We start from the raw sequence: 24,661 nt of genomic DNA, 5'->3' as shown, positions 1-24,661 counted from the left end.
ATGACGGGGACAGCATGAACGGTATCCATATCGGTATTTCCGGCTGGCGCTATGCCCCCTGGCGGGGGGATTTCTACCCCGAGGGCCTGTTGCAACGCCGGGAACTGGAATATGCCTCGCGGGCGGTCAGCAGTATCGAGATCAACGGTTCCTTCTATGCCCTGCAGACACCCGAACGCTTCGCCGGCTGGTATGCGCAGACCCCGGATGACTTCGTCTTCAGCGTCAAGGCGCCCCGCTACATCACCCATGTGCGGCGCCTGCGCGAGATCGCCGAGCCGCTGGCCAACTTCTTCGCCTCGGGTCCATTGCAGCTGGGGGAAAAACTCGGTCCCTTTCTCTGGCAGTTCCCGCCCAGCTTCAAGTTCGACCAGGGACTGTTCAGCGAGCTGTTCGAACAATTGCCCGGAACCATCGGCCAGGCATATCACTGCGCCCTGCGCAGCAGGCGCTTTGCCGACCCACAGCGGCCCAGTCTGAAAGCCGACACTGCGCTGCGCCACGCGGTGGAGATCCGGCATGCCAGCTTCATGCAGGATGACTTCATCGAGCTGCTGCGCCAGCACGGCATCGCTCTGGTGGTGGCCGACATGGCCGGCAAGTGGCCGCTGCTGGAGGAGCTGACGGCGGATTTCATGTACCTGCGCCTGCACGGGGACAAGGAGCTGTATGCCAGCGGCTACGACGAGCAGGCGCTGGACCAATGGGAACAACGCATTCGCAGCTGGCACCAGGGCCGGCAACCCGCTGACGCCCGCCGCATCTCGCAGGGGCCGGAACCGTCACGCAAAAGCCGCGCGGTGTACTGCTATTTCGATAACGACCTCAAGGTCCGCGCACCCTATGACGCCCGCCGCCTGCTGGAAAAGCTCGGTCTGGCCGATCATCTTCAGGTGCGGCCGGGCCAGTTGTCCGGGGAGTTTCTGTGACGCCACTCAGTTCCACCCATGAGCACCTGACCAACCAGGCCCCCACGGTCCGGTCCATCCGCGTGCTTACCATCAATACCCACAAGGGCTTCAACTGGCTCAACCGGCGTTTCATCCTGCCGGAGCTGCGTGATGCCGTGCGTACCCTGTCCTCGGATGTGGTGTTCCTGCAGGAAGTGCTCGGTACCCATGAACGCCACGGCCAGTTGATCGACAACTGGCCCGACGCGCCACATTACGAATTCCTTGCCGACACCATGTGGCCGGAATTCGCTTATGGCCGCAACGCGGTCTATCCAGACGGGCACCACGGCAACGCCTTGCTGTCAAAATTTCCGATACTGCATTACGAGAATCTGGATGTTTCAATCAGCGGTACCGAGGAGCGTGGTCTGTTGCATGCCATTCTCGATGTGCCCGGCCAGGCGGACCTGCATGCCATCTGCGTTCACCTGGGCCTGCGCGAGCGCCATCGTAGGCGGCAGCTGCGGCTGCTGTGTCACCTGCTGGACCGGTTGCCGCCGGACGACCCGGTGATCGTCGCCGGTGACTTCAACGACTGGCGGCAGCGCGCCGGCCCGCGCATGGATCGTTGCGGCCTGACCGAGGCGTTCGTCGAGGCCTTCGGTACGCCGGCCAAGAGCTTTCCGGCACGCTGGCCACTGTTGTGCCTGGACCGTATCTACGTGCGCAATGTCACCACACATGATCCGAAGACTCTGTATCGGCGCCCCTGGTCGCACCTGTCCGACCATGCGCCTCTGGCTGTCGAGGTACGCTTCTGATGAAATCATTCTGGCGTGAAGGCAATGCTGCAGACCTGCTGATCAATGGCGAGGAATTCTTTCCCCGCGTCTTCGAGCGTATCCGCCAGGCACGCAAGGAGGTGCTGCTGGAAACCTTCATCGTGCTCGAGGACAAGGTCGGCAAGGCCCTGCAGCGGGCGCTGATCTGCGCCGCGCACAATGGGGCGCATGTGGAGGTCATCGTCGATGGCTACGGCACCGTGGACCTGAGCAACGAGTACCTGGCCGAGATGATCGAGGCCGGCATCCACGTGCATGTGTTCGATCCGCAGCCACGGCGGTTTGGCATGCGCACCAACCTGTTCCGGCGCCTGCACCGCAAGATCGTGGTCATCGACAGCGAAGTGGCCTATGTCGGCGGCATCAACTTCACCGCCGTCCACCTCGGCGATTACGGCCCCGGCGCCAAGCAGGACTATGCCGTGGAGGTGCGTGGGCCGGTGGTCATGGATATCCGTCATGCCAGCCTCAATCTGTTTCGCCACGCCCGCCGCGAGCTGCCCCTGCCGCTGAACCCCGAGCACCGGAGTGCCACCCGCTATGCCGGCAGTGCACGCATCATGCTGGCGATCCGCGACAACAACCATCACACCTCGGATATCGAGGATCACTACCTGCGTGCCATCCGCTCGGCCAACCACCGGCTGGTGATCGCCAATGCCTATTTCTTTCCCGGCTATCGCATGCTGCGTGAACTGCGCAACGCCGCGCGCCGCGGGGTGCATGTGACGCTGATCCTGCAGGGCGAACCGGACATGCCCTGGGCGCGCAACTGCTCGACCTTTCTGTACAGCTATCTGCTGCGCAGCGGGGTGGTGATCCATGAGTACTGCCAGCGCCCGTTGCACGGCAAGGTGGCGCTGATGGACAGCGAGTGGGTAACGGTCGGCTCCAGCAACCTGGACCCGCTCAGCCTATCGCTGAACCTGGAGGGCAACCTGTTCATCCGTGACCAGAGGCTCAACCAGCGGCTCTATGACCACCTGCAGTCGCTGGCTCATCAACATTGCAGCGAAATCACCCAGAGCAAGGCCACCCGTGGCTTCTGGTGGCGCGCCCCGATGACGTTCCTGTGTTTTCACTTCCTGCGCCACTTCCCCGCCATCGCCGGCAGTCTGCCGGCCCATACCCCACGGCTGGAGCCGCTGCTGCCGGTAGTCGGAGAAGACCCCGAGGATGAGCTGCCGCGACTGGACCAGCAGGAGAAGCTGCTATGAGCGACACCGGGGCCGAGCGCCCAGCCAGCCACCGCATGCGCTGGGTCAAGGGCGGCCTGACACTGTTCTTTCTGATCCTGATTCCGGCACTGCTGTACCTGCAGCTGCGCAACACCGATTGGCAGGAAGTCAGCACCGCGCTGCGCGACTACCCGTGGTGGATATTGCTGGCCGGGGTCGGCATCGCCCTGCTCAGCTATCTCAACTACAGCTGCTACGACCTGCTCGGCCGGTATTACACCGGGCACCGCCTGCCGGTGCGCCAGGTCATCCCGCTGGTATTCGTCTGCTATGCCTTCAACCTGAATCTCAACGCGCTGGTCGGCGGGGTAGCGCTGCGCTACCGGCTGTATACCCGGTTGGGGCTGGACATACCGACCATCACCCGGATATTCAGTCTGAGCATCATCACCAACTGGCTGGGTTACCTGTGGCTGGGCGGCACGGTGTTCGCCCTGGGCATGGTGCGCCTGCCCGAGGGTTGGAACATCGGCACTACCAGCCTGCGGCTGATCGGCGTGGCCATGATGCTGGTGGCGTTGACCTATCTGCTGGCCTGCGCCTTTTCCCCGCGCCGGCGCTGGCATATCCGCGGCCACAGCATCGAACTGCCGCACTGGCGGCTGGCCCTGGTGCAGGCGGCGGTCGGTGCCTTCAACTGGTCGTTGATGGCCTTGCTGATCTGGCTGCTATTGCCCGAGGGCGTGTTCTACCCGACGGTGCTGGGCATCCTGATGATCAGCAGTATCGCCGGCGCCATCGCCCATATCCCCGCCGGCCTCGGTGTACTGGAAACCATCTTCCTCACCCTGCTGCAGGGCCAGGTGGCGAAAAGCGCCCTGCTCGCGGCGCTGATCGGGTACCGGGCGATCTACTTCCTGCTCCCGCTGTGCATCGCCCTGACGGTGTACCTGGTACTGGAAAAACGCGCCAAGGCCATGCGCAGCGCCAATGTCTAGGCCGCAGGTTCGACACATATCCTGACACACTGAGGGACGGTCCCCATTTGAGCCACCCCCGATGCTGACCTAACATGATGCCAACGACGCAACGGGAGTCATCGTGCCTCTTCCCTGGGCAGGCCACCTTTTTTCACGCCAGACCCTGTTCTGGCTACTTCTGTATGCCGCCCTGTGGTGGTTGCTGGCTGGCGGCACGGGCTGGTATTTGGGCGTACCTTTCATATTGACTGCGGCCTCGCTGTCCCACTGGCTGGGCAGCCCGGTCTGGCATGTTCGCCTGAGGGCCGCGCCCGCCTTCCTGCTGTTCTTTCTGCGCGCGCTGCTGGCCGGCGGCTGGGATGTCGCCCGCCGCGCGATACAGCCCCGCATGCCGCTGGCTCCGGCCTGGGTCCGTTACCCGTTGACCATCCGCCAGCCCGGCAACCGGCTGCTGTTCGCTTCACTGGTCGGCCTGCTACCAGGCACCCTGGCGGCGGCGATAGAGGACGACTGCCTGAACATGCATGTGCTGGACCAGCACCAACCCTGGCTGGACAGCACCGCCCGGCTGGAGCAGCGATTGCTGCGCCTGCTCGGTGAGGAGCCGGCATGATGTTGCTGGCGCTGATTCTGGTGCTGACCATCCTGGCCGGCCTGTGGCGGGTATTTTCCGGGCCAACCCGGGCCGACCGCCTGCTGGCCATCCAGCTGTTCGGTACCACCGGCGCCGCCTTGCTGATGCTGATGGCCGACTGGCAGGCGCAGCCGGCACTGATCGATGCTGCCCTGGTACTGGCACTGCTCGCAGCCGTGGTCACCGCCGCCCTGGTCCAGCTCCTGCGCCGACCGCCGGGGGCGGGCTGACATGCTGGCCTGGCTGAGCGGCGTGGCCCTGGTGGCGGGGGCATTCTTCTTCATTGCCGGTACCCTCGGGCTGCTGCGTTTCCCCGATGTCTACAGCCGGCTGCATGCGGTGACCAAGGCCGATACCCTGGGTCTTGGCCTGGTGGTCCTTGGTTTGTGTCTGCGCGCCCCGTCCTGGCGGGCGGCGCTCCTGATGCTGCTGGTCTGGCTGCTGGTGATGGCCTCGAGCACCACCGCCTGCCAGTTGCTGGCGCGCTATCAGCGCGAGCGGGACCAACTCGCTGAGGAGGATGACAATGCCAGCCCCTGAGCTGCTGCTGGATCTCACCCTGGGCGCACTGCTGTTGATCCTGGCCGTGGCCGCCCTGCATGGCCAGCGCCTGTATACCGGCATCATATCCTTCATCGCCTTCGGCCTGCTGTTGGCCCTGGTGTGGGCCAGGCTCGGCGCCCCTGACCTGGCGCTGGCCGAAGCGGTCATCGGCGCCGGACTGACCGGGGTGCTGCTGTTGTCGGCCCTCGGCCGCAGCGACAGCGGCAGCGAACCGGCACCGATCAGAGCGCCGGCAAGGATGCTGGCAGCCCTGCTGCTCGGCGTTCTGGTATTGATCCTGCTGCTGCGCGCGGTGCTGCCCCTGGCGCAGGGACCGCAGCCATTGCCGGCGCTGGTCGCCAGCCAGCTTGAAGCCAGCGGTGTCAGCCACCCGGTGACCGCGGTACTGCTCAACTTCCGCGCCTGGGATACCTTGCTGGAGTTGCTGGTGTTGCTGCTGGCGGTGCTCGGCGTGCGGCAGTTGCGCCCGTCCGGCCAGCCACTGCCCGGCGTGTGGCCATTGCTGCAAGCCTGGAGCCGTGCTCTCGCGCCGCTGAGCGTGCTCATCGCCGGCTACCTGCTATGGCGCGGCAGCCACGCACCCGGCGGCGCCTTCCAGGCCGGCGCGCTGTTGGCCGCTGGGGTGGTCATGCTGCGCCTGGCGGGACTGCTGCCGGAGCTGCGCTGGGCATACTGGCCACTGCGCGCGCTGGTGCTGATCGGCCTGGCGCTGTTTCTCAGCATTGCCGCCGCGGGCGCCTGGCTCGGTGACGGCTGGCTGAGCTACCCGCCGGGCTGGTCAGGTCCACTGATACTGCTGATCGAGGTCGCGGCGACGCTGTCGATCGCCGCCAGCCTGAGCCTGCTGGTGGTCGGTGAACGCAAGGAGCTGGAGAGATGAGCGGCACCACCTTCTATCTGTGCCTGGGCGTCATGCTCTGGTTGCTCGGGCTGCATGGATTGTTGCGCCTGCGGCAGACACTGCGCCGCATCATGGCAATCAACGTGATGGGCAGCGGCACTTTCATGGTGATGGTGGCGCTGGCCAGCCGGGACGGTCACAACGATCCGGTGCTGCAGGCGCTGGTGGTCACCGGCCTGGTGGTGGCGGTCAGCGCCACCGCCTTCGCCCTGCGGCTGGCAGTGGCGCACCAGCCACGCAGATCCAGCCGGCAGTCGACCCGGGAGCCAGGCGAGTGACGCTGGCACTGGCAAGCCTGCTATTGCCGCTGGGCACCGCCCTGCTGATGCTGGCGCTGCGCCTGCGTTCCGGCAACTGGGTGATCGTCGCCAGCCTGGGCAGCCTGTTGTGCGCCGGGCTGGCCTTGAACCAGGTGCTCGACCAGGGGCTGCAGACGCTGGTCATCGGCGGTTGGCGTACACCGCTGGGCATCCGCTTCGAGCTGAGCACCCTGACGGCGCTGCTGCTGATCTTCACTGCCATGACCCATCTGCTGGTGGCGATCTATGCCCAGTACAGCCGCCACAGCCAGACCCGCGATACCGATTACTGGCCATTGTCATCACTGCTGCATGCCAGCCTGGCAGCGCTGTGGCTGTCACGCGACCTGTTCAACTGGTACGTCACCCTGGAGCTGCTCGGCCTGGTCGCGGTAGCCATGATCATCCTCAGCGGACCCAAGGCGTATGCACCGGCGTTGCGCTATCTGCTGCTGTCGCTGGCCGCCTCGCTATGCTACCTGCTCGGCGTCGCCCTGCTCTACGGTCGCTATGGTGTGCTCGATCTCGACCTGCTGGCGCAGTCGAGCCAAGCCGATCACAGCACGCGCATGGCGCTGTTGCTGATGACTGTCGGGCTGATGCTCAAGGCCGCGCTCTGGCCGCTGCACCTGTGGTTGCCGGCGGCCCACAGCAGCGCGCCAACCGCCGTCAGTGCGCTGCTCTCGGCGCTGGTGGTCAAGGGGCCGCTGTTCATCCTCTGGCTACTGTGGAGCCGGGTAGCGCCGCTGGAGATGACCGAGTCAGCGGGCTTGCTGTTCGCCCTCGCCGGCATCGTCGCCCTGCTGTCCGGCGGCTGGGCAGCGCTGCGCACGCCGCTGTTGAAGCGACTGGTGGCCTATTCCACGGTCGCGCAACTGGGGTATGCGCTGCTGGCCCTGGGGCTGTTGCTGCGCTGGCAGCAGAGCGAGCTGTCGGTGGCGTTGTGGCTATTCGTGCTGGCCCACGGCCTGGCCAAGGTGTCGATGTTCCTGGCCGCCGGGGAAATGCAGGCGACCCTTGGCAGCAGGCGGGTGGCCTCGCTCAAGGGCGCCACACAGACCATGCCGGTGGCCATGTTCGCCTTTGCCGTGGCCGGTGGCAGCCTGATCGGCCTGCCGCCCAGCGGCGGCTTCGTCGCCAAGTGGGTGCTGCTGCAGCCACTGCTGGCGGAACCGATCCACTGGCCCTGGGCATTGGGCGTGCTGATCGGCACCCTGGCCAGCGCCGCCTATGTGTTCCGGGTGGTAGCGCTGTCCTTCGACCGGGCCGAGGCAACCCCGCCGAACTTCAATCCCGACCCGTTCGCCCAGTGGCTGGCACTGCTGCCGGCCATCGCCGTGTGGGGCCTGGCCCTGTTCAGCCAGCCGTTGATCCGCTGGCTGACGGAGGCAAGCGGATGATCGCCAACTGGACCAACCTGCTGCCACTGGGCATCGTGCTCAGCTCGCTGCTGCCGGGGTTGCTGATATTCACCCTGCGCGAGGAACAGACGCGTCTGCGGATAGCGCTCAACCTGTTCGGCGTGATGCTCAAGCTGGGACTGGTGGGGTTGATGCTATGGGGCGTCGCCCAGGGCCTGGAATTCCGCTTCAGCCTACCGTTCCTGCCCGGCGGCGATCTGGTGCTGCAGGGCGATGCGCTGTCGCTGCAGTTCGTCAGCCTGTCCACCGTGCTGTGGCTGGCGACCACCATCTATGCCATCGGCTATCTGGAAGATGCGCCCCTGCGCTCGCGCTTCTTCGGCTATTTCAGCCTGTGTGTCAGCGCCACCGTCGGCCTGGCGTTGGCCGGCAACCTGGTTACCTTCCTGCTGTTCTACGAGCTGCTGACCCTGGCTACCTTCCCGCTGGTGGTGCACCGCGGCACGCCGCAGGCACTGCGGGCCGGGCGCATCTACCTGACCTACACCCTGGGTGGCGGCGCCCTGTTGCTGATGGGTGTGGCGCTGCTGCACAGCCTGACCGGCAGCCCGGAATTCAGCGCCGGTGGCTATCTGCAACCCCTGCTGGAAACGCGGAGCGTCAGCCTGATCCTGGCCTTTGCCCTGATGATCGCCGGTCTCGGCGTCAAGGCCGCGCTGCTGCCGCTGCATGGCTGGCTGCCGCAGGCGATGGTCGCCCCGGCCCCGGTCAGTGCGCTGCTGCATGCGGTGGCGGTGGTCAAGGCCGGCGCCTTCGGCATTGTCCGCGTGGTATACGACGTGTACGGGGTGGAGCCGGTACAGGCGCTGGGCTTGCATCTGCCGTTGCTGGCGCTGGCGGCGGCGACCATCATCTATGGCTCGCTCAAGGCCCTGCAGCAACAGGAACTGAAGAAACGCCTGGCCTACTCTACCGTCAGCCAGGTCTCCTACATCACCCTGGGCGTCGCCCTGATGGGCCCGATTGCCGCCGTCGGCGCCCTGGCGCACCTGGTGCACCAGGGGCTGATGAAGGTCACGCTGTTCTACTGCGCCGGCAATTTCGCCGAGACCCTGGGCGTGCACCGCATCCGGGAAATGGACGGCATCGGCCAGCGCATGCCGCTGACCATGACCGCCTTCACCCTCGCTGCGCTGGGCATGATCGGCGTACCGCCAACCGCCGGCTTCATCAGCAAATGGTATCTGGGGCTGGGCGCACTGGAATCCGGCTGGCCGATCATTCTGCTGGTGCTGGTGATCTCCGGACTGCTCAATGCAGCGTATTTCCTGCCACTGATCTACCGGGGCTGGTTTGCCGCGCCGAAGACCGAATGGCCGGCAGGGAAAGCGGCTCATGCCGGCAGACCGGGGTGGCGCGAGACACACTGGATGCTCCTGGCCCCGACCCTGTTCACCGCCGTGCTGGCCCTGCTCGCCGGCATTCTGGCCGGCACCGGCTTCAGTCCGCTGGGCTGGAGCGAGCTGATCATCAACCGGGAGTTCGGTCTGTGAACGGGCTGCTCTGGCTGCTGGTCCCCGGCGCCCCGCTGCTGGCCGGGATGCTGCTGGTCTGCGCCGGGCCAAGACGCTGCGCCAGCTGGCTGTGGCTGAGCTGCCTGCCGGCGCTGGCGCTCTGCCTGTGGCCCGCCGAGCCCCTGGCGCTGCCAGCGCTGTGGCCGGGTGCGCAATGGGCTGCGGACGATCCGCTCAGCCGCGCCTGGCTCGGTTTCAGCGCCCTGCTCTGGGCCTGTGCCAGCCGCTTTGCCGTGACCGACATGGCGCATGACGATCGGCAGCAGCGCTTCTGGATATTCTGGTTGCTGGCATTGCTCGGCAATCTGTTGCTGGTGATCGCCGGCGACGCCGGCAGCTTCTATGCCGGCTTCACCCTGATGAGCCTGAGCGCCTATGCGCTGGTGGCCCACCAGCGCGGCCCTGCCCCACGCCAGGCCGGCCGGCTGTACCTGCAACTGGCGGTGCTCGGCGAAATGCTGATCTATGCAGGCATGCTGATGCGCATCCATGAGGCCGGCGGTGCGTTGGCACTGGAGGTCTGGCGCGAGACACCGATCGGCACCTGGAGCGCCGCGTTGCTGCTGGTCGGCTTCGGTCTCAAGGCCGGTTTCTGGCCGCTGCACGTCTGGCTGCCGCTGGCCCACCCGGCAGCCCCGGCGGCGGCCAGCGCGGTACTGTCCGGGGCGATGATCAAGGCCGGGATTCTCGGCCTGTGGCAGTTTCTACCCGCCGAGGACCCGCTCCTGCGGGAGTGGACACCCTGGCTGCTGGCGGCAGGGGCCATCAGCGCCCTGTATGGAGTGGCACTCGGGCTGCTGCAGACCCGCAGCAAGGCGCTGCTGGCCTATTCCTCCATCAGCCAGGTCGGCTACCTGCTGATCATCCTGGCGCTGGCTTGGCAGCAACCGGGGTACCGGGAAGCGGCGGCGGTTCTGCTGGCGTTGTATGCGGTGCATCACGGCCTGGCCAAGGGCGCGCTGTTCATGGGCGCGGGGCTGAGTACGCGGGGCAGGCTCCGGGCCTGGCACTGGCTGTGTCTGGCGCTGCCGGCGCTGGCCCTGGCCGGCCTGCCACTGACCAGCGGCGCGGCCGTCAAGCTGCTGCTCAAGGATGGCATCGAAGCCGGCCACCTCGCCGGCTGGATGCTCCTGCTGGTGCTCGGCTCCACCGGCACCATGCTGTTGATGCTGCGCCTGCTGTGGCTGATGCGCGCCAGTCAGCGGCAGACCTCGTTGCCGCCGCTCGTGGCAGGCCAGTCGATGCCATGGTTGTTGCTGTGCCTGATGCCCGTCGCCCTGCCCTGGGCCTGGCCGCCTCTACGTCAGGCCATGCTCGACAGCCTGCCGCTGTATGCCATCTGGGCCGCGCTGTGGCCGGCGTTGCTGGCGCTGGCCATCAGTGGACTGGTGTGGAAAATGGGCTGGCAGCTACCAACCCGGCTGCAACACCTGCCCAACCCGGCACGGGTGCTCTCGCTGCGCCTGATGCGTCTGCTGCAACGGCCACTGCTGCCGGAGCTGGGCAAATCGATGGATGAGCAGCGCTGGCGCCGCAGCGAACGACACTGGAACCGCCTGTGGCACGCCGGCACGGTGGCCACCAGCGCCTGGATCATCGTGCTGCTGCTGATGCTGGGGTGGCTGGGCTAGCCCCTATCGCGGCGAGGCGTCGTTCCTAGCGACTGTGGCTTGTCGAGGTTCGCGCAAGCTCGGACTCCGCAGGCGTAGCGCCGGCGCGCTACACCCCGTGTGAGCGTCCGAACACGGACCACAACTCCCGGGTTGTCGAGCGCCTGCCCGACGACAGGCTGGCACCGACGCCGCAGGCGTAGCGCAGGCGTAGCGCAGGCGCGCTACACCCCGTGTGAACGCCCAACACGGACCGCAACCCCCGGATTGTCGAGCGCCGGCTCGACGACAGGCTGGCACCGACGCCGCAGGCGTAGCGCCCGCGCGCTACACCCCGTGTGAACGCCCCAACACGGACCGCAACCCCCGGATTGTCGAGCGCCGGCTCGACGACAGGCTGGCACCGACGCCGCAGGCGTAGCGCCCGCGCGCTACACCCCGTGTGAACGCCCCAACACGGACCGCAACCCCCGGATTGTCGAGCGCCGGCTCGACGACAGGCTGGCACCGACGCCGCAGGCGTAGCGCCCGCGCGCTACACCCCGTTTGAACGCCCGAACACGGACCACAACTCCCGGGTTGTCGAGCGCCGGCTCGACGACAGGCTGGCACCGACGCCGCAGGCGTAGCGCAGACGCGCTACACCCCGTTTGAGCGTCCGAACATGGACCACAACTCCCGGGTTGTCGAGCGCCTGCTCGACGACAGGCTGGCATCGACGCCGCAGGCGTAGCGCAGGCGCGCTACACCCCGTGTGAGCGCCCGAACCGGACCGCAACCCCCGGGTTGTCGAGCGCCTGCTCGACGACAGGCTGGCACCGACGCCGCAGGCGTAGCGCAGGCGCGCTACACCCCGTTTGAACGCCCGAACGCGGACCGCAACCCCGGGTTGTCGAGCGCCTGCTCGACGACAGGCTGGCACCGATTCCGCAGGCGTAGCGCAGACGCGCTACACCCCGTTTGAACGCCCGGCGATGGCGGTCTCGTCGTCATACGCCACAGCCCAGGATCAGGCTGCCCAGCGGTGGCAGATCCAGCGCCAGTGAGCAGGGCTGGCCGTGGCTCTGCTGATCTTCACTTTGCAGCTCGCCATAGCTGCCGGCGCCCGAGCCGGAATACTGATGGGCATCACTGTTGAGCAGGACCCGCCACGGGCCGGCCTGTGGCACGCCGATGCGGTAGCCAGTGCGTACCACCGGGGTGAAGTTGTGCACCACCAGCAACATCGCCCCATCCTCGCCGCGCCGCAGCCAGGCATAGACACTGTTGCTGCTGTCATCGCCGATCAGCCATTGGAAACCATCGGCACTGTCGTCGCGCTGGTGCAGCGCCGGGTACTGCCGATACAGCTGATTGAGGTCGCGGACCAGATCGCGAACCCCACGGTGTTCGTCGTAATTGAGCAGATACCAGTCCAGTTGCCGGTCATGGCTCCACTCGCGCCACTGGCCGATCTCGCAGCCCATGAACAGCAGTTTCTTGCCCGGATGGCTCCACATGAACGACAGATACAGCCGCAGGTTGGCGAACTGCTGCCAGCGATCCCCGGGCATCTTCGCCAGCAGCGAGCCCTTGCCATGTACCACCTCGTCATGCGAGATCGGCAGGATGAAGTGCTCGGTGAAGGCATACAGCAGACCGAAGGCGATCTGTTGATGGTGGTAGCGACGGTGCAGCGGATCTTCGCTGATGTAGCTGAGGGTGTCGTGCATCCAGCCCATGTTCCACTTGCCGGAGAAGCCCAGCCCGCCCTGCTGGGTCGGTTGGCTGACACCTGGCCAGGCGGTGGACTCCTCGGCGATCACCAGGGCACCCGGCACCTCGGTGGCCACCACATCGTTGAGATGGCGCAGAAAATCAATGGCTTCGAGGTTTTCCCGGCCGCCATGGCGATTGGGAATCCACTCGCCGCTCTTGCGTGAGTAATCCCGGTACAGCATGGAGGCCACGGCATCCACCCGCAGGCCGTCGACGTGGTACTCGCGCAGCCAGTGCAGCGCCGAGGCCAGCATGAAGCCGTGCACCTCGGTGCGTCCCAGGTTGTAGATATGGGTGTCCCAGTCCGGGTGCCAGCCCTCGAACGGATGGGCATATTCATACAGCGCGGTTCCGTCGAACAGGCCCAGGCCATGGGCATCGCCGGGAAAGTGCGCAGGCACCCAGTCGAGAATCACACCGATACCCGCCTGGTGGCAGGCGTTGATGAAACGGGCGAAATCCTCCGGCGTGCCATAACGGGCGGTCGGTGCGAATTGCGATAGCGGCTGATAGCCCCAGGAACCGCCGAACGGATGCTCCATCACCGGCAGCAGTTCGATATGGGTAAAACCCATGTCCAGCACATAGGGAATCAGCTGTTCGCCCAGCTGCGCCCAGTTCAATGGCTCGCCGTCGGCCTCACTGGCATGCCGCCAGGAGCCGGCATGCACTTCGTAGATCGACAGCGGCCGGTCACGCGACTGGGCCTGGCCACGCTGCGCCATCCATTGCTGGTCATCCCAGTGGAAATCGACTCCGGCAGCCACCACCGACGCGGTGGACGGTGGTTTCTCGGTGGCCAGGGCCACCGGGTCGGCCTTCAACGGCAGCAGCCCCTGCTGGCCCAGAATCTCGTATTTGTATACCTCTCCCGGCCCCAGCCGGGGAATGAACAGCTCCCAGACCCCGGCACCGGGATGCAGGCGCATGGGGTGACGGCGGCCGTCCCAGTTGTTGAAGTTGCCGACCACCGATACCCGCCGGGCGTTCGGCGCCCAGACCACGAAGCGTACCCCGGCCACTCCCTCGACCTGCCAGGGCTGGGCACCGAAGCAGAGGCCCAGGCGGCGGTGATTGCCCTCGGCGAACAGATGGATGTCCAGCTCGCCGAGCTGTGGCGCAAAGGCATAGGGATCCTCGGTTTCCTGGATCCCACCGGCCCAGTGAATGCGCAGCCGATAGGGCTGACGCGCCTCCAGCTGGCCGGTGAACAGCCCCGGCACCTGCTCCTGCATGGGTCCAAGCGACCCGCCCTGGGCATCCAGCAGCTCCACCTCCAGGGCGCCGGGCTGCCAGCTGCGAACGATGATCCGACCATCCTGTTCATGGGCACCGAGAAAGGCGAAGGGGTCACCATGCTCGGCCCGGACCAGTGCCTGGACCTGCACGTGCAAACTGCCTGCACCCTCGTTGCCGCTTATCCTGTCAGCCATCGTTGCCACTCTCCATCAGGGGTTTGCATAACGCCACCAGGCCAGCCAGCGGCACATCCAGCCAATCGGGGCGGTAGCTGGCTTCATAACGCACTTCGTAGGCGGCCTTCTCGATGCTGAACAGGGCCAGTGCCGCCTGCTCGCCGTCGGGCATTGCCCAGGCATGCGGCAGATCCGGGCTGGCCATCTGGTAGGCCTGCAGGAAGGCGCGCTCGGCCTGCTCCCGGTAGATCTGGCAGATATCCTGCCGCGCCTGCTGCGCTTCGTCGGAATGATCGGTGCCGTGCACGCTGCGCACGGCGGTAGCCGCGGCATAGTCAAAGGACCGCAACATGCCGGTCACGTCCTTGAGCGGACTCAGGCGCTGGCGTCGCTCCTCCAGTGGACGCGCCGGTTCGCCTTCGAAGTCGATGAAGCAGGCGTCCCCCGGCAGAACCAGCACCTGCCCCAGATGCAGGTCGCCATGCACGCGGATGCGGATGCCACCCTGACTGCGACGCGCCAGCTCGGCGACCTGTTCCGTCAGCCCCTGGCGCCGGGCCAGCAGCCAGTCGGCCTGTTCCTGGGCCGGTAGCGAGAGCCGCTCGCGGTGATGCTCCAGGGCATCCAGCGCGGCCAGCAGTTGCTCGCCGATCTGTTCCACCCAGCGCTCGCAGTCCGCCTGGTCGCTGATCTCGAAGCCGAACCCTTCCCCACCCTGGGCATCGGCCAGCAGCACGTGCATCTGCCCGAGCCGCTGGCCGACAGTGCCGGCAAAGGCTTCCAGCTCGGCCAGCGCGGTGTACTGGTTCTCCTGCTCGGACAGGCCACCGACCAGTTGGTCGCGAATCGCCCGTTCCAGCGTGTCCCGGGTCCATTGCCAGGCATCCCCCTGGCTGTCGATATAGCCCTGCAGGATCATCAGCGTGTATTGCTCACCGTCACCGTTGACCCGTCGCACTTCACCCAGCAGGGGCGCGATGGCGGGAAATTCCCGCTCGGTGAGAAAACCACCCATCTCGATTTCCGGATGCACCCCAGGCATCACCCGGCGGATGATCTTCAGCATCATCCGCTCACCGATCAGGATCGAGGTATTGGACTGCTCGACGGTGACCGCCTGGATCTCTTCGTTCGGCAGCTCTTCCAGTTGGAACAGCCCAGGCCCGGGAATGAAGTGCACCTCCTGGCCCTGGGCCGGCAGCACCCGGCCCTGGCGCAGGCTGTCGAGCACCCGGCGGGTGAATCCCGGCAGTGTCGAGGCATCGGTCAGCAGTCCCAGCCGCGGACCGCGACGCAGGCGCGCCAGGGCGAAGGCCGCGGGTGCCTGGCCGTGGCTGTCGGACGAGTCGGTGGAAGGCAGATAACCCAGCGGCAATTGATAATGCTCCTGCCCCACTGCCAACTCGCAGAGAACGCAGGGTTCGTTGTCCTCGCAGAAGGGGATCGCGTACAGCAGGCGGATCGGCTCACTGCCATCGGCCCGGCCGGAGAACCAGCGGCGCTTGCCGAGCCACTGCGGCAACGACTCTTCCTGCAATATCCGCCGACTGGATTCCTTCAGCAGATCGGACAGGTCCTTCTTGATCACCAGCGTGGCCAGTTCGGGCAACGGCTGTACTGGCTCGACGTGCCAGTTGGGCATCTGACTCTCGTCCGCCAGGGCGAACCAGTAGAAGCCATAGGGCGGCAGGGTCAGCAGGTAATGCAGTTGGCCGATCGGCGGGAAGCTGCTGCCGCCGAGCATTTCCACCGGCACCTTGCCAGCCCAGGCGGACAGGTCCAGCTCGGTGGCCTGGGCGGCGCGGGACAGGTTGGCCACGCACAGGATGATCTCGTGGCGACCACCCTCGGTGGTGAATTCGCGCAGATAGGCGATGATCTTGCGGTTGGCCGGGGCCAGCATCTTCAGGGTGCCGCGGCCGAACGCCTGGTGCTGCTTGCGCACCGTGAGCATGCGTCGGGTCCAGTTCAGCAGCGAATGCGGATCGCGCGTCTGCGCCTCGACATTGATGGTGTGGTAGCCGTACAGCGGGTCCATGATCGGCGGCAGCACCATACCGGCCGGATCGGCGCGGGAGAAGCCACCATTGCGGTCGGTGGACCACTGCATGGGCGTGCGCACACCATCGCGGTCACCGAGAAAGATATTGTCGCCCATGCCGATCTCATCACCGTAGTACAGCGTCGGCGTGCCCGGCATCGACAGCAGCAGGCTGTTGAGCAACTCGATGCGCCGCCGGTCGCGCTCCACCAGTGGTGCCAGCCGCCGGCGGATGCCCAGGTTGATGCGCGCGCGGCGATCGGCGGCGTAGTAGTTCCACATGTAGTCGCGTTCCTGCTCGGTGACCATTTCCAGGGTCAGCTCATCGTGGTTGCGCAGGAAGATCGCCCACTGGCAGTTGTCGGGAATTTCCGGGGTCTGGCGCAGGATATCGGTGATCGGGAAGCGGTCCTCCTGGGCGATGGCCATGTACATGCGCGGCATCAGCGGAAAGTGGAAGGCCATGTGACACTCGTCACCGGGGCCGCCATCCTCGCCACCGAAGTACGGCTGGGTGTCCTCCGGCCATTGGTTGGCCTCGGCCAGCAGCATGCGGTCGGGGTACAGGGCATCCAGCTCGGCACGGATCCTCTTCAGCACCACGTGGGTTTCCGGCAGGTTCTCGTTGTTGGTGCCATCGCGCTCGATCAGGTAGGGAATGGCATCCAGGCGCATGCCATCCACACCCATGTCCAGCCAGAAGCGCATCACCGACAGCACCGCGCGCAGCACCTGCGGATTGTCGAAGTTCAGGTCCGGCTGATGGGAATAGAAGCGGTGCCAGAAGAACTGGCCGGCAACCGGGTCCCAGGTCCAGTTGGACTGTTCGGTATCGAGAAAGATGATCCGCGTGCCCTGGTATTTCTGGTCGGTATCGGACCAGACATAGAAATTGCGCTCCCGGGAGCCCTTGGGCGCCAGCCGGGCACGCTGGAACCAGGGGTGCTGGTCCGAGGTATGGTTGATGACCAGCTCGGTGATCACCCGCAAGCCGCGGCGGTGAGCCTCACGGATGAAGCGACGCACGTCGGCCATGTTGCCGTAGTCGGGATGCACGCCGCGGTAGTCGGCGATGTCGTAGCCATCATCCCGCCGCGGCGAGGGATAGAACGGCAGCAGCCACAGGGTGTTCACGCCCAGGTCGACTATGTAGTCCAGCTTCTGGATCAGACCGGCGAAATCACCGATGCCGTCGTTGTTGGCATCGAAGAAGGACTTCACGTGGATCTGATAGATGATTGCGTCCTTGTACCAGCAGGGGTCGTTGATAAACGCCGGTGCCCGGTTTCGTCTTGCCATGTTTCACACCTCAGGCCATGGGTCGGATACGCCATATCCCAAACGGCAGATACCAGGGTTCGATACGCATCCACTGGGTTTTGCCATGCCATAACCAGGTATGGCCATTCATCAGGTCTTCGCCGTGCGTACTGGCATCATCTTTCAGACCGAACTCCCATAGCGGCAGTTCAAAGTGTGCTTCCTGGGCGTTGAACGGATCCAGGCTCACGGCAACCAGAATGAAGTTCGACAGGTCCGCGGTGCGCTTGCCGAAGTACAGGATGTTGTCGTTCCAGGCGTGGTAGACCTGGAAACCCAGGTGGGTATGCAACGCCGGGTTGTCCCGGCGGATGCGGTTGAGCCGGGCGATCTCGGCCACGATATTGCCCGGCGCATGCCAGTCGCGGGGGCGCAGCTGGTATTTTTCCGAATCCAGGTACTCCTCGCGCCCCGGCAGCGGCGCTGCCTCGCACAGTTCGAAGCCGGAGTACATGCCCCACAACCCCGAGCCCATGGTGGCCAGCGCGGCGCGGATGAGAAAGCCCGCGCGCCCGGAGCTGTGCAGGAACCAGGGGTTGATATCCGGCGTATTGACGAAGAAGTTCGGCCGGTAGCACTCGCTCCAGGGCGACTGGTTCAGCTCGGTGAAATAGCTTGCCAGCTCCTGCTTGGTGTTGCGCCATGTGAAGTAGGTGTAGCTCTGGCTGAAACCGATCTTGCCCAGGCGTGCCATCATCGCCGGCCGGGTGAAGGCTTCGGCGAGGAAGATCACATCCGGATGCCTGCGGCGCACCTCGGCGATCAGCCACTCCCAGAATGGCAAGGGTTTGGTGTGCGGGTTGTCGACGCGGAACAATGTCACTCCCTGCTCCACCCAGAACAGCACCACATCACGCAGCGCCAGCCACAGGTCCGGCAGGGCCTGCTCGGCATAGAACTCGACGTTGACGATGTCTTCGTATTTCTTCGGCGGGTTCTCCGCATAGCGGATGCTGCCGTCCGGGCGCCAGTTGAACCAGCCGGGGTGCTCGCGCAGCCAGGGGTGGTCCGGCGAGCACTGGATGGCGAAGTCCAGGGCGATTTCCAGGTCATGCGCACGCGCCGCGCTGACCAGACGGTGGAAGTCGTCGAGGCTGCCCAGCAGCGGGTGCACGGCATCATGCCCACCCTCCTCGCTGCCGATGGCATAGGGGCTGCCCGGGTCATGGGGGCCGGCCTGCAGGGTATTGTTCGGCCCCTTGCGGTGGGCCAGGCCGATGGGGTGGATGGGCGGAAAATACAGCACATCGAAACCCATGCGCTGGATGTCCGGCAACCGCCGGATCACATCATCGAAGGTGCCATGCCGATTCGGGTCATCGGTCTGCGAACGCGGAAACAGCTCGTACCAGCTGGCGAACTCGGCCAGCGAGCGTTCCACATCCAGCAGATGCCGAGCGCTGCGCGACAGGTGTGGCCGCTCGCTGGCCAAGGCCATGGCATCGGCGGTATGGGGGCTGAGCAACAGCGCCACCCGCGCCTCGGCATCCGTGGTCTGTGCCAGCTCCACCAGCAGTTCCTGCAGCATGTCGATATGCTCGGGCTCAGCCTGCTCCAGGGTTTCCTGCAGCAACCGCTCGCCCTCGAGCAGCTCGAGGTCCACGGCCATCCCGGCCTGGTGTTTCTTGTGCAACTCATCGCAGTAGCTGGCCCATACATCGACCCAGGCCTGCACCAGGAAATGCAGCATGCCGGTGCGGCGCGGAATCAATTCGACCTGCCACAGATCGTTGCCCCGAGGCTGCAGAGTCAGCGCCTGCCATTCCTCTTCCCTGTCCATGCGCCAGAGTACTTCGCCCCCCAGCTTGCCATGTCCATCGCAAATCAGCACAGCGGACAGCGTCACCGCGCGCCCCTGCAGGACCTTGGCCGCGCAACGACCGTGCTCCACCGCCGGCGTGACCGACTCTATGGCGATGCGGGGTTGCGCAATGGCCTGATCGACGGATTGCTGCTCAACCATTGACCACCGTGCCTCCGTTGACATGCAGCACCTGCCCGCTGACATAAGAGGAATCCTGGCAGGCCAGATACACATAGGTCGGCGCCAGCTCGGCCGGCTGGCCGGGCCGCCCCATCGGCGTGTTGCCACCGAACTCGGAGACCTGCTCGGCGGAGAAGGTCGAGGGAATCAGCGGCGTCCAGATCGGCCCCGGCGCTACCGCATTGACCCGAATGCCACGACTGCTGAGGTTCATCGCCAGCGACCGGGTGAAGGACACTATGGCGCCCTTGGTGGCGGAATAGTCGATCAGTTGAGGGTTGCCCTTGTAGGCGGTGATCGAGGTGGTATTGATGATTGAGCCACCCTCGGGAATATGCGGCAGTGCCGCTTTGGTCAGCAGGAACATGCCGAAGATATTGGTATGGAAGGTACGCTGCCACTGCTCGTCGCTGATGTCCTCCAGCTTTTCCTGGGGATGCTGCTCACCGGCGTTATTGACCAGCACATCGATGCGTCCCCATTTGCCGGTGAGGGTATCCACCACCTGACGGCAGAAACCGGGATCGCCGACATCCCCGGCAAAACAGAGCACCTCGCCGCCGGCCTTGCGGATTTCCTCCTCGGTCTTGCGCGCATCCTCCTCCTCGTTGAGATACAGCAACGCCACCCTGGCCCCTTCCCGGGCGAAATGCACCGCCACCGCCCGGCCGATACCACTGTCGGCACCGGTAACGACCGCCACCTTGCCGTCGAGCTTGTCCGCCGCCCGGTAATGCTCGGAAATGAATTCCGGCTGCGGGTGCATGCGTTTTTCCGAGCCGGGCTGCTGGTCCTGGTGTTGCGCTGGAGGGGTCTGTTTGTCGCTCATCGTCAGCCTCACTTATCCGCTTCCGCACCGCCGCCAGGCACCCGGTCATAGCCAACCGATACCCGACCGGTCTCCTCGGCCAGCACCCTGCGAACGAAGTTGCGCTGGTTCTTGAACCACATCATGTCCGGCAGAGGCGCCCAGCCCATCGGCCGGATTGTGCTTCTCGACCTCTGCTTGAACAAAATGGAATGAATGGGTAAGCCGGCGAGAGATGCTCCCGCCGGCTCAGTCAGTTAACTGCGACGGCTCTTCTCACCGCCCTTCTGCCCTGCTTCAGAGGCACGCTGGGGATCATTCTTGAAATTGCCACCGCTTTGCTGTCCACCTTTGCGGCCGGCTTCCGATGCACGCTTGGGGTCTTCGGCGAAGTTACCTTTACCACCACGATGTTGCTCAGTCATTTCAGCTCTCCCGTTTCGTTTATCGAGTTAAGTTCCGACATCGGAACTATATAAGTAGGCAGAGCTTACTTGTCTTCGTTCCACCCATTTATAGACTCAATACTGATCTTTTCGAAATAACATATAACTGAAAATGGATATCAACGTTTGGCTTGCGTATTCGGGTTGGCTGAGCGCGCCAGGAAGGCCTGGGTAACTTCCGGCAGGTGCTGCAGCAGCCATTCGGCCATTGCCTGCTCCTCCCGCAGGTTCTGCTCACAGACCTGTTGCGTCTCCCTATCACGCGCCGCCTCGGCTGCAGCGATGAGAATGGTGTAGGAGGCAATTTCCATATGTTCGAAGACGTAGCCGCTCATGGCGCCCTTGACTACTTCATCGCTCATGACCATGCCACTGACACCCTGGGCGAAAGCCATCAGCTTGCCCCCCATGTCCTTGATCGTGGAAGGGCTGCCATTCAGTCGCCGGATGCAACTTTCCAACCGGGCCTGCTGGCCGCGGGTCTCGTCGATATGCTGATCGATCCGCGCCTTGAGTACCGGATAATGCTCCAGCCGGGCAGACATGGATGACAACATCTTTTCGGCCTGCTGCTCCATTGCATGCGCATCCCGCAGCCAGCTCATGAGGTTCTCTACCGGCTCTTGAGTAGCCATTGTGCGACCCTCCGTTCTGATGAATGTAAGCAATAGAAAATGACTGGTCAGCCAAAGTTCATACAATCAAACGGAACGGCAATAGTGCACTTTCACGTTTTGTGTCATCTGATAGATAACGCATAAACCAACTCAAGCGATCAATTACAACCAATACAACATCACTGCGACATCAGGAAATATCCCCTTTCATCGGATAAGTATCCCCGCACTGGCAATATGTTTCGCTTGTACTAGATTTACTCTTCCACCTTAAAGATAGGAGGGAAAGATGCTTACCAATTTGGCCAAATGGCATGCGGCCTTGCCTGATTGCACGATTTCCGCGAACCCCAGACCCGATGGGAGCTTTGTCATCATCGTGAAGTCCGCCGACGGCAAGGAACTGAGACGCGTGCTCCCCGATGATCAGAAAAGTGCGGATCAGCTGATTCGTCGCGTTCGACTGGATCTCATGATGGCCAAGGGACAGCCACCAACCCGGGAAGTAATTGGCACCATCGACGTGTCCAACCTACCGACCTATACCAATGGCCGCCTGTACAAGACCCGCGCGGCCAGCCTGTGGGAAAGGAGACGCCTGGCCTTCAAGGCATCGGCGACCTGATACTCCTTCTGCAGCACTGCACCCCTGAAGCCCCCTGCCCCGTCAGGGGGCTTCTGCGTCCAGCTGCTGCCAGTGTTCGCGCTTGATGCGCTGGCGATTCTGATAGCCCGTCCAGGGGTCCTGGGCCAGTTGCCCCAGGCGTTCATGCAGATTGCCGATGTGCCACTGGGCTGCGCTGCGCAACTGTGACAGTTCCTCGCGCGCAATGGGGACCGATATCGCCAGGCCAGGGCGAGCCCGCACCGAATAGGCCGCCACTGTGCTGGCGCCATGCTGGTTGCGTAAATAGTCGACGAAGATCTTGCCCACCCGATTGCGCGGGCCCATCTTGTCGGTGAAACGATCCGGCAGTTGCCGGGCCATGAAGCGCGAGATCGCCCGGCTGAAAGCCTTTACCGTTTCCCAGTTGGTGTGCCGGGCCAATGGCACGATGATGTGCATGCCCTTGCCGCCACTGGTCTTCAGCCAACTCTGCAGTCCCAGTTCATCCAGCACCGCCAATACCAGCTCGGTGGCTTCGAGCATGCTCTTCCATGGCAGTTCCGGGTCCGGGTCCAGGTCCAGGGTGAGGCGGTCCGGCTTGTCGATGTAGCGGCTACCCGACCCCCAGGTGTGGAATTCGATGCTGCCCATCTGCACCGCACCGATCAGCGCCTTGAGGTTGTTCACCTCCATATAGCGGCCGTGCTCGGGATCCAGTGCCGGGTCGAGATGGCGGATATGCGGAATGGCCAGCCGCTCGGCATGCTTCTGGAAGAACTGTTCGCCCTCCACCCCTTCGGGGGCGCGCAGCAGCGATACCGGGCGGCCGCTCAGGTGCGGCATGATCCAGTCGCAGATGCTGGCATAGAAGGCCGCCAGCTCGCCCTTGGTGATGCCGCTGTGCTGGTCGATCACCCGCTGCGCATTGCTTATGCGCACCCCAGCCACCTGGCCGGACACCTTCTTGCGCCCCATCACCCGCGCCACCTGCTCCGGCTGCAGAGGTTGTTCGCGGACGATATCCCGGGCCGGCTTGTCGCTGCGCAACGCAACGAATACCGGCTGGCGGATCACACCACTGGTGGTCCATTCGGCGAACTCCACCTCACATACCAGCTGTGGCTTGACCCAGGTTGCCGAGCGCGAGTCCGGCACGCTGCCGGCCACCGGTCGGGCATCCTGCTGTAGCCGGGCCAACTGCCGGTGAAGTTCACTGATGCGCGCCTGGCTGAAACCGGTACCGACCCGCCCGGCATAGCGCAGCTGATCCTGATCGCCCTCATGCACCCCCAGCAGCAGCGAGCCGAAGCCGCTGCGACTGCCCTTGGGCGCGGTAAATCCGATGATGACAAATTCCTGGCGCTGTTTGCACTTGAGCTTGATCCAGTCGGCGCTGCGCCGGGACACATAGGGACTACCGGCACGCTTGCCGATAAGACCTTCGAGGGACATGGCGCAGGCGCTCTTGAGGATCGAGGCGTAGTCCGCCTCGAAGGTGTCGGAGAAGCGCAGCGACTCACTGGCATGCGCCGCCAATACCTGCTCCAGCGCCTGGCGCCGGGTTTCCAGCGGTTGCTGGCGCAGGTCCTCGCCATTCAAAAAAGGCGCATCGAACAGATACAGCAACATGCTGTGGCTGCGCTCGGTGTCGAAGGCATTCTGCAGGGCCTGGAAGTCCGGCAGGCCATCTTCATCGAGCACCACCAGCTCGCCATCCAGCCAGCTGTTCTTCAGCCCCAGGCCACGCAGTTCCTTGCACTGTTCAGGCAACCGGTGGCTCCAGTCATGACCATTGCGGGTCAACAGACTGAGCTTGCCACGGGCATCAAAGCGGATCATCAGCCGGTAGCCATCGAACTTGATTTCGTAGCGCCAGTCGCCCGCCGGAGGCTGACTGACCAGGGTCGCCAGTTGTGGCGCCAGGGTTTTGGGAAAGGCTGCGGAGCCTCGCTTGGCCGCTGCCGTGGCGGTCGGTTTTTTCTGTGGCTTTGGCCTGGCCGCCGTCTTCGCAACTGGCGGGCTCTTCCCGGTGGCTTCGCTGCGCTGGCCGCTGCGTTCATCGATGGTGGCGCCGGATATCACACTCTCCGGGCGCTCGGTGAGCACATCGTACTCAGCCGCGCCCCGCGCGGCATGATCGTTTTCCTTGATCAGCAGCCATTGCTGCCGATCCCCACTGCCCTTCAGGCGCGTACGCACCAGTGTCCAATCACCGGACAGTTTTTCACCGATCAGGGTGAACTTGAGCTTGCCGTCGCGGTAGGCCTTGCCCGGATCGGCATGCGGCTTCCAGATGCCATGGTCCCAAACGATCACCTCACCACCGCCATATTGGCCCTTGGGGATACTGCCCTCGAAATTGCCATAGCTCAGCGGATGGTCCTCCACATGCACCGCCAGCCGCTTGTCCTTGGGGTCCAGACTCGGCCCCTTGGGTACCGCCCAGCTCACCAGGGTGCCATCAAGCTCCAGGCGAAAATCGTAGTGCAGGTGCCGCGCGGCGTGCTTCTGGATGACAAAGCTCAGTGAACCGGCCTCGGCCCGCTGGCGCGCCTTCGACCGCTGGCCGGGAGGCTCACGGGTCTTGTCAAAATCCCGTTTGCGATTGTATTCGGTCAGCGGTCTGGGCATGGTGACGACTCCAGTGAATGAGAGGCCTTTGGACCCAATGACGCATATCCTGCGCGGCCTGCGCCTGGCCATCCGCCACTCCCTGCCGTCATTGCGAACCGCAAAGCGGTGAAGCAATCCACGGGCACGGAATAGCCGGCGCGCCTTCCTGGATTGCCGCGCCACTGCGTGGCTCGCAATGACATATGAATCATGCGG

The 24,661-nt window shown here is 64.6% G+C and carries 21 protein-coding genes; 13 read left to right on the top strand and 8 right to left on the bottom strand.

Features of this window, described 5'->3' with window-relative positions:
• The first annotated feature begins 14 nt into the window (after nt 1-14).
• The 12 genes from CQ007_RS12105 (at nt 15) to CQ007_RS12050 (ending at nt 10,857) form a co-directional block, all read left to right on the top strand.
• Nucleotides 15-929, top strand: coding sequence for a DUF72 domain-containing protein (locus tag CQ007_RS12105; protein WP_105646093.1), 915 nt, complete (start codon nt 15-17; stop codon nt 927-929).
• Nucleotides 926-1,714, top strand: a complete 789-nt coding sequence (locus CQ007_RS12100; RefSeq protein ID WP_105646092.1) for an endonuclease/exonuclease/phosphatase family protein — start codon at nt 926-928, stop codon at nt 1,712-1,714. The genes CQ007_RS12105 and CQ007_RS12100 overlap by 4 nt, the downstream gene beginning before the upstream one ends.
• Entirely contained in the window at nt 1,714-2,952 is a 1,239-nt protein-coding gene (clsB, locus tag CQ007_RS12095) for a cardiolipin synthase ClsB (protein WP_105646091.1), read from the top strand. Before CQ007_RS12100 ends, clsB begins: the two co-directional genes overlap by 1 nt.
• Nucleotides 2,949-3,911, top strand: coding sequence for a lysylphosphatidylglycerol synthase domain-containing protein (locus tag CQ007_RS12090; RefSeq protein WP_105646090.1), 963 nt, complete (start codon nt 2,949-2,951; stop codon nt 3,909-3,911). Before clsB ends, CQ007_RS12090 begins: the two co-directional genes overlap by 4 nt.
• Nucleotides 3,912-4,014: 103 nt before the next feature.
• Nucleotides 4,015-4,506, top strand: a complete 492-nt coding sequence (locus CQ007_RS12085) for a Na+/H+ antiporter subunit E (protein ID WP_177424334.1) — start codon at nt 4,015-4,017, stop codon at nt 4,504-4,506.
• Nucleotides 4,503-4,757: a monovalent cation/H+ antiporter complex subunit F gene (locus CQ007_RS12080; RefSeq protein WP_105646088.1), complete on the top strand. Its 255-nt coding sequence runs from the start codon at nt 4,503-4,505 to the stop codon at nt 4,755-4,757. The genes CQ007_RS12085 and CQ007_RS12080 overlap by 4 nt, the downstream gene beginning before the upstream one ends.
• A 1-nt stretch (nt 4,758) precedes the next feature.
• Nucleotides 4,759-5,067, top strand: a complete 309-nt coding sequence (gene mnhG, locus CQ007_RS12075; RefSeq protein ID WP_105646087.1) for a monovalent cation/H(+) antiporter subunit G — start codon at nt 4,759-4,761, stop codon at nt 5,065-5,067.
• Nucleotides 5,054-5,971, top strand: coding sequence for a hydrogenase subunit MbhD domain-containing protein (locus CQ007_RS12070; protein WP_105646086.1), 918 nt, complete (start codon nt 5,054-5,056; stop codon nt 5,969-5,971). The genes mnhG and CQ007_RS12070 overlap by 14 nt, the downstream gene beginning before the upstream one ends.
• The gene (locus CQ007_RS12065; protein ID WP_105646085.1) at nt 5,968-6,270 is read left to right on the top strand and encodes an NADH-quinone oxidoreductase subunit K; all 303 of its coding nucleotides are present in this window, start codon (nt 5,968-5,970) and stop codon (nt 6,268-6,270) included. Before CQ007_RS12070 ends, CQ007_RS12065 begins: the two co-directional genes overlap by 4 nt.
• On the top strand, nt 6,267-7,691 hold the full coding sequence (locus CQ007_RS12060; RefSeq protein ID WP_105646084.1) for a complex I subunit 5 family protein: 1,425 nt from the start codon (nt 6,267-6,269) through the stop codon (nt 7,689-7,691). The genes CQ007_RS12065 and CQ007_RS12060 overlap by 4 nt, the downstream gene beginning before the upstream one ends.
• Nucleotides 7,688-9,205: a proton-conducting transporter membrane subunit gene (locus tag CQ007_RS12055; protein ID WP_105646083.1), complete on the top strand. Its 1,518-nt coding sequence runs from the start codon at nt 7,688-7,690 to the stop codon at nt 9,203-9,205. The genes CQ007_RS12060 and CQ007_RS12055 overlap by 4 nt, the downstream gene beginning before the upstream one ends.
• Nucleotides 9,202-10,857, top strand: coding sequence for a proton-conducting transporter membrane subunit (locus CQ007_RS12050; RefSeq protein WP_105646082.1), 1,656 nt, complete (start codon nt 9,202-9,204; stop codon nt 10,855-10,857). The genes CQ007_RS12055 and CQ007_RS12050 overlap by 4 nt, the downstream gene beginning before the upstream one ends.
• Before the next feature lie 968 nt (nt 10,858-11,825).
• Here CQ007_RS12050 and glgB read toward each other — a convergent pair.
• The 7 genes from glgB to CQ007_RS12020 form a co-directional block, all read right to left on the bottom strand.
• Complete coding sequence (gene glgB, locus CQ007_RS12045; RefSeq protein ID WP_105646081.1) at nt 11,826-14,027, bottom strand: 1,4-alpha-glucan branching protein GlgB; 2,202 nt, start codon at nt 14,025-14,027, stop codon at nt 11,826-11,828.
• Nucleotides 14,020-17,349: a maltose alpha-D-glucosyltransferase gene (gene treS / locus CQ007_RS12040; protein ID WP_105646080.1), complete on the bottom strand. Its 3,330-nt coding sequence runs from the start codon at nt 17,347-17,349 to the stop codon at nt 14,020-14,022. The genes glgB and treS overlap by 8 nt, the downstream gene beginning before the upstream one ends.
• Before the next feature lie 10 nt (nt 17,350-17,359).
• Nucleotides 17,360-19,333 carry an alpha-1,4-glucan--maltose-1-phosphate maltosyltransferase gene (locus CQ007_RS12035; protein WP_105646079.1) on the bottom strand — a complete coding sequence of 658 codons (1,974 nt, stop codon included), beginning with the start codon at nt 19,331-19,333 and terminating at the stop codon, nt 17,360-17,362.
• Nucleotides 19,326-20,183: an SDR family oxidoreductase gene (locus CQ007_RS12030; protein WP_105646078.1), complete on the bottom strand. Its 858-nt coding sequence runs from the start codon at nt 20,181-20,183 to the stop codon at nt 19,326-19,328. Before CQ007_RS12030 ends, CQ007_RS12035 begins: the two co-directional genes overlap by 8 nt.
• Nucleotides 20,184-20,191: 8 nt before the next feature.
• Complete coding sequence (locus CQ007_RS18945; RefSeq protein WP_158256767.1) at nt 20,192-20,332, bottom strand: hypothetical protein; 141 nt, start codon at nt 20,330-20,332, stop codon at nt 20,192-20,194.
• Between the two features lie 87 nt (nt 20,333-20,419).
• Nucleotides 20,420-20,587 carry a general stress protein gene (locus tag CQ007_RS12025; protein WP_105646077.1) on the bottom strand — a complete coding sequence of 56 codons (168 nt, stop codon included), beginning with the start codon at nt 20,585-20,587 and terminating at the stop codon, nt 20,420-20,422.
• A 140-nt stretch (nt 20,588-20,727) separates the two neighbouring features.
• Nucleotides 20,728-21,243: a ferritin-like domain-containing protein gene (locus CQ007_RS12020; RefSeq protein ID WP_105646076.1), complete on the bottom strand. Its 516-nt coding sequence runs from the start codon at nt 21,241-21,243 to the stop codon at nt 20,728-20,730.
• Between the two features lie 271 nt (nt 21,244-21,514).
• Between CQ007_RS12020 and CQ007_RS12015 the strand changes: the two genes are divergently transcribed.
• A complete protein-coding gene (locus CQ007_RS12015) occupies nt 21,515-21,850 on the top strand; it encodes a DUF3509 domain-containing protein (protein WP_105646075.1) in 336 nt (111 codons plus the stop codon).
• A gap of 42 nt (nt 21,851-21,892) precedes the next feature.
• On the opposite strand, the gene ligD is transcribed toward CQ007_RS12015, so the two are convergent.
• Nucleotides 21,893-24,463 (bottom strand): DNA ligase D, encoded by a 2,571-nt coding sequence (gene ligD / locus CQ007_RS12010; RefSeq protein WP_105646074.1) that lies wholly within the window; start codon nt 24,461-24,463, stop codon nt 21,893-21,895.
• Nucleotides 24,464-24,661 lie beyond the last annotated feature (198 nt).

This window comes from Pseudomonas sp. MYb185, assembly GCF_002979975.1.
Taxonomy (GTDB): Bacteria; Pseudomonadota; Gammaproteobacteria; order Pseudomonadales; family Pseudomonadaceae; genus Halopseudomonas.
Note: the sequence above shows the minus strand (reverse complement) of the source record. Positions and strands in the feature narration are given on the sequence as shown.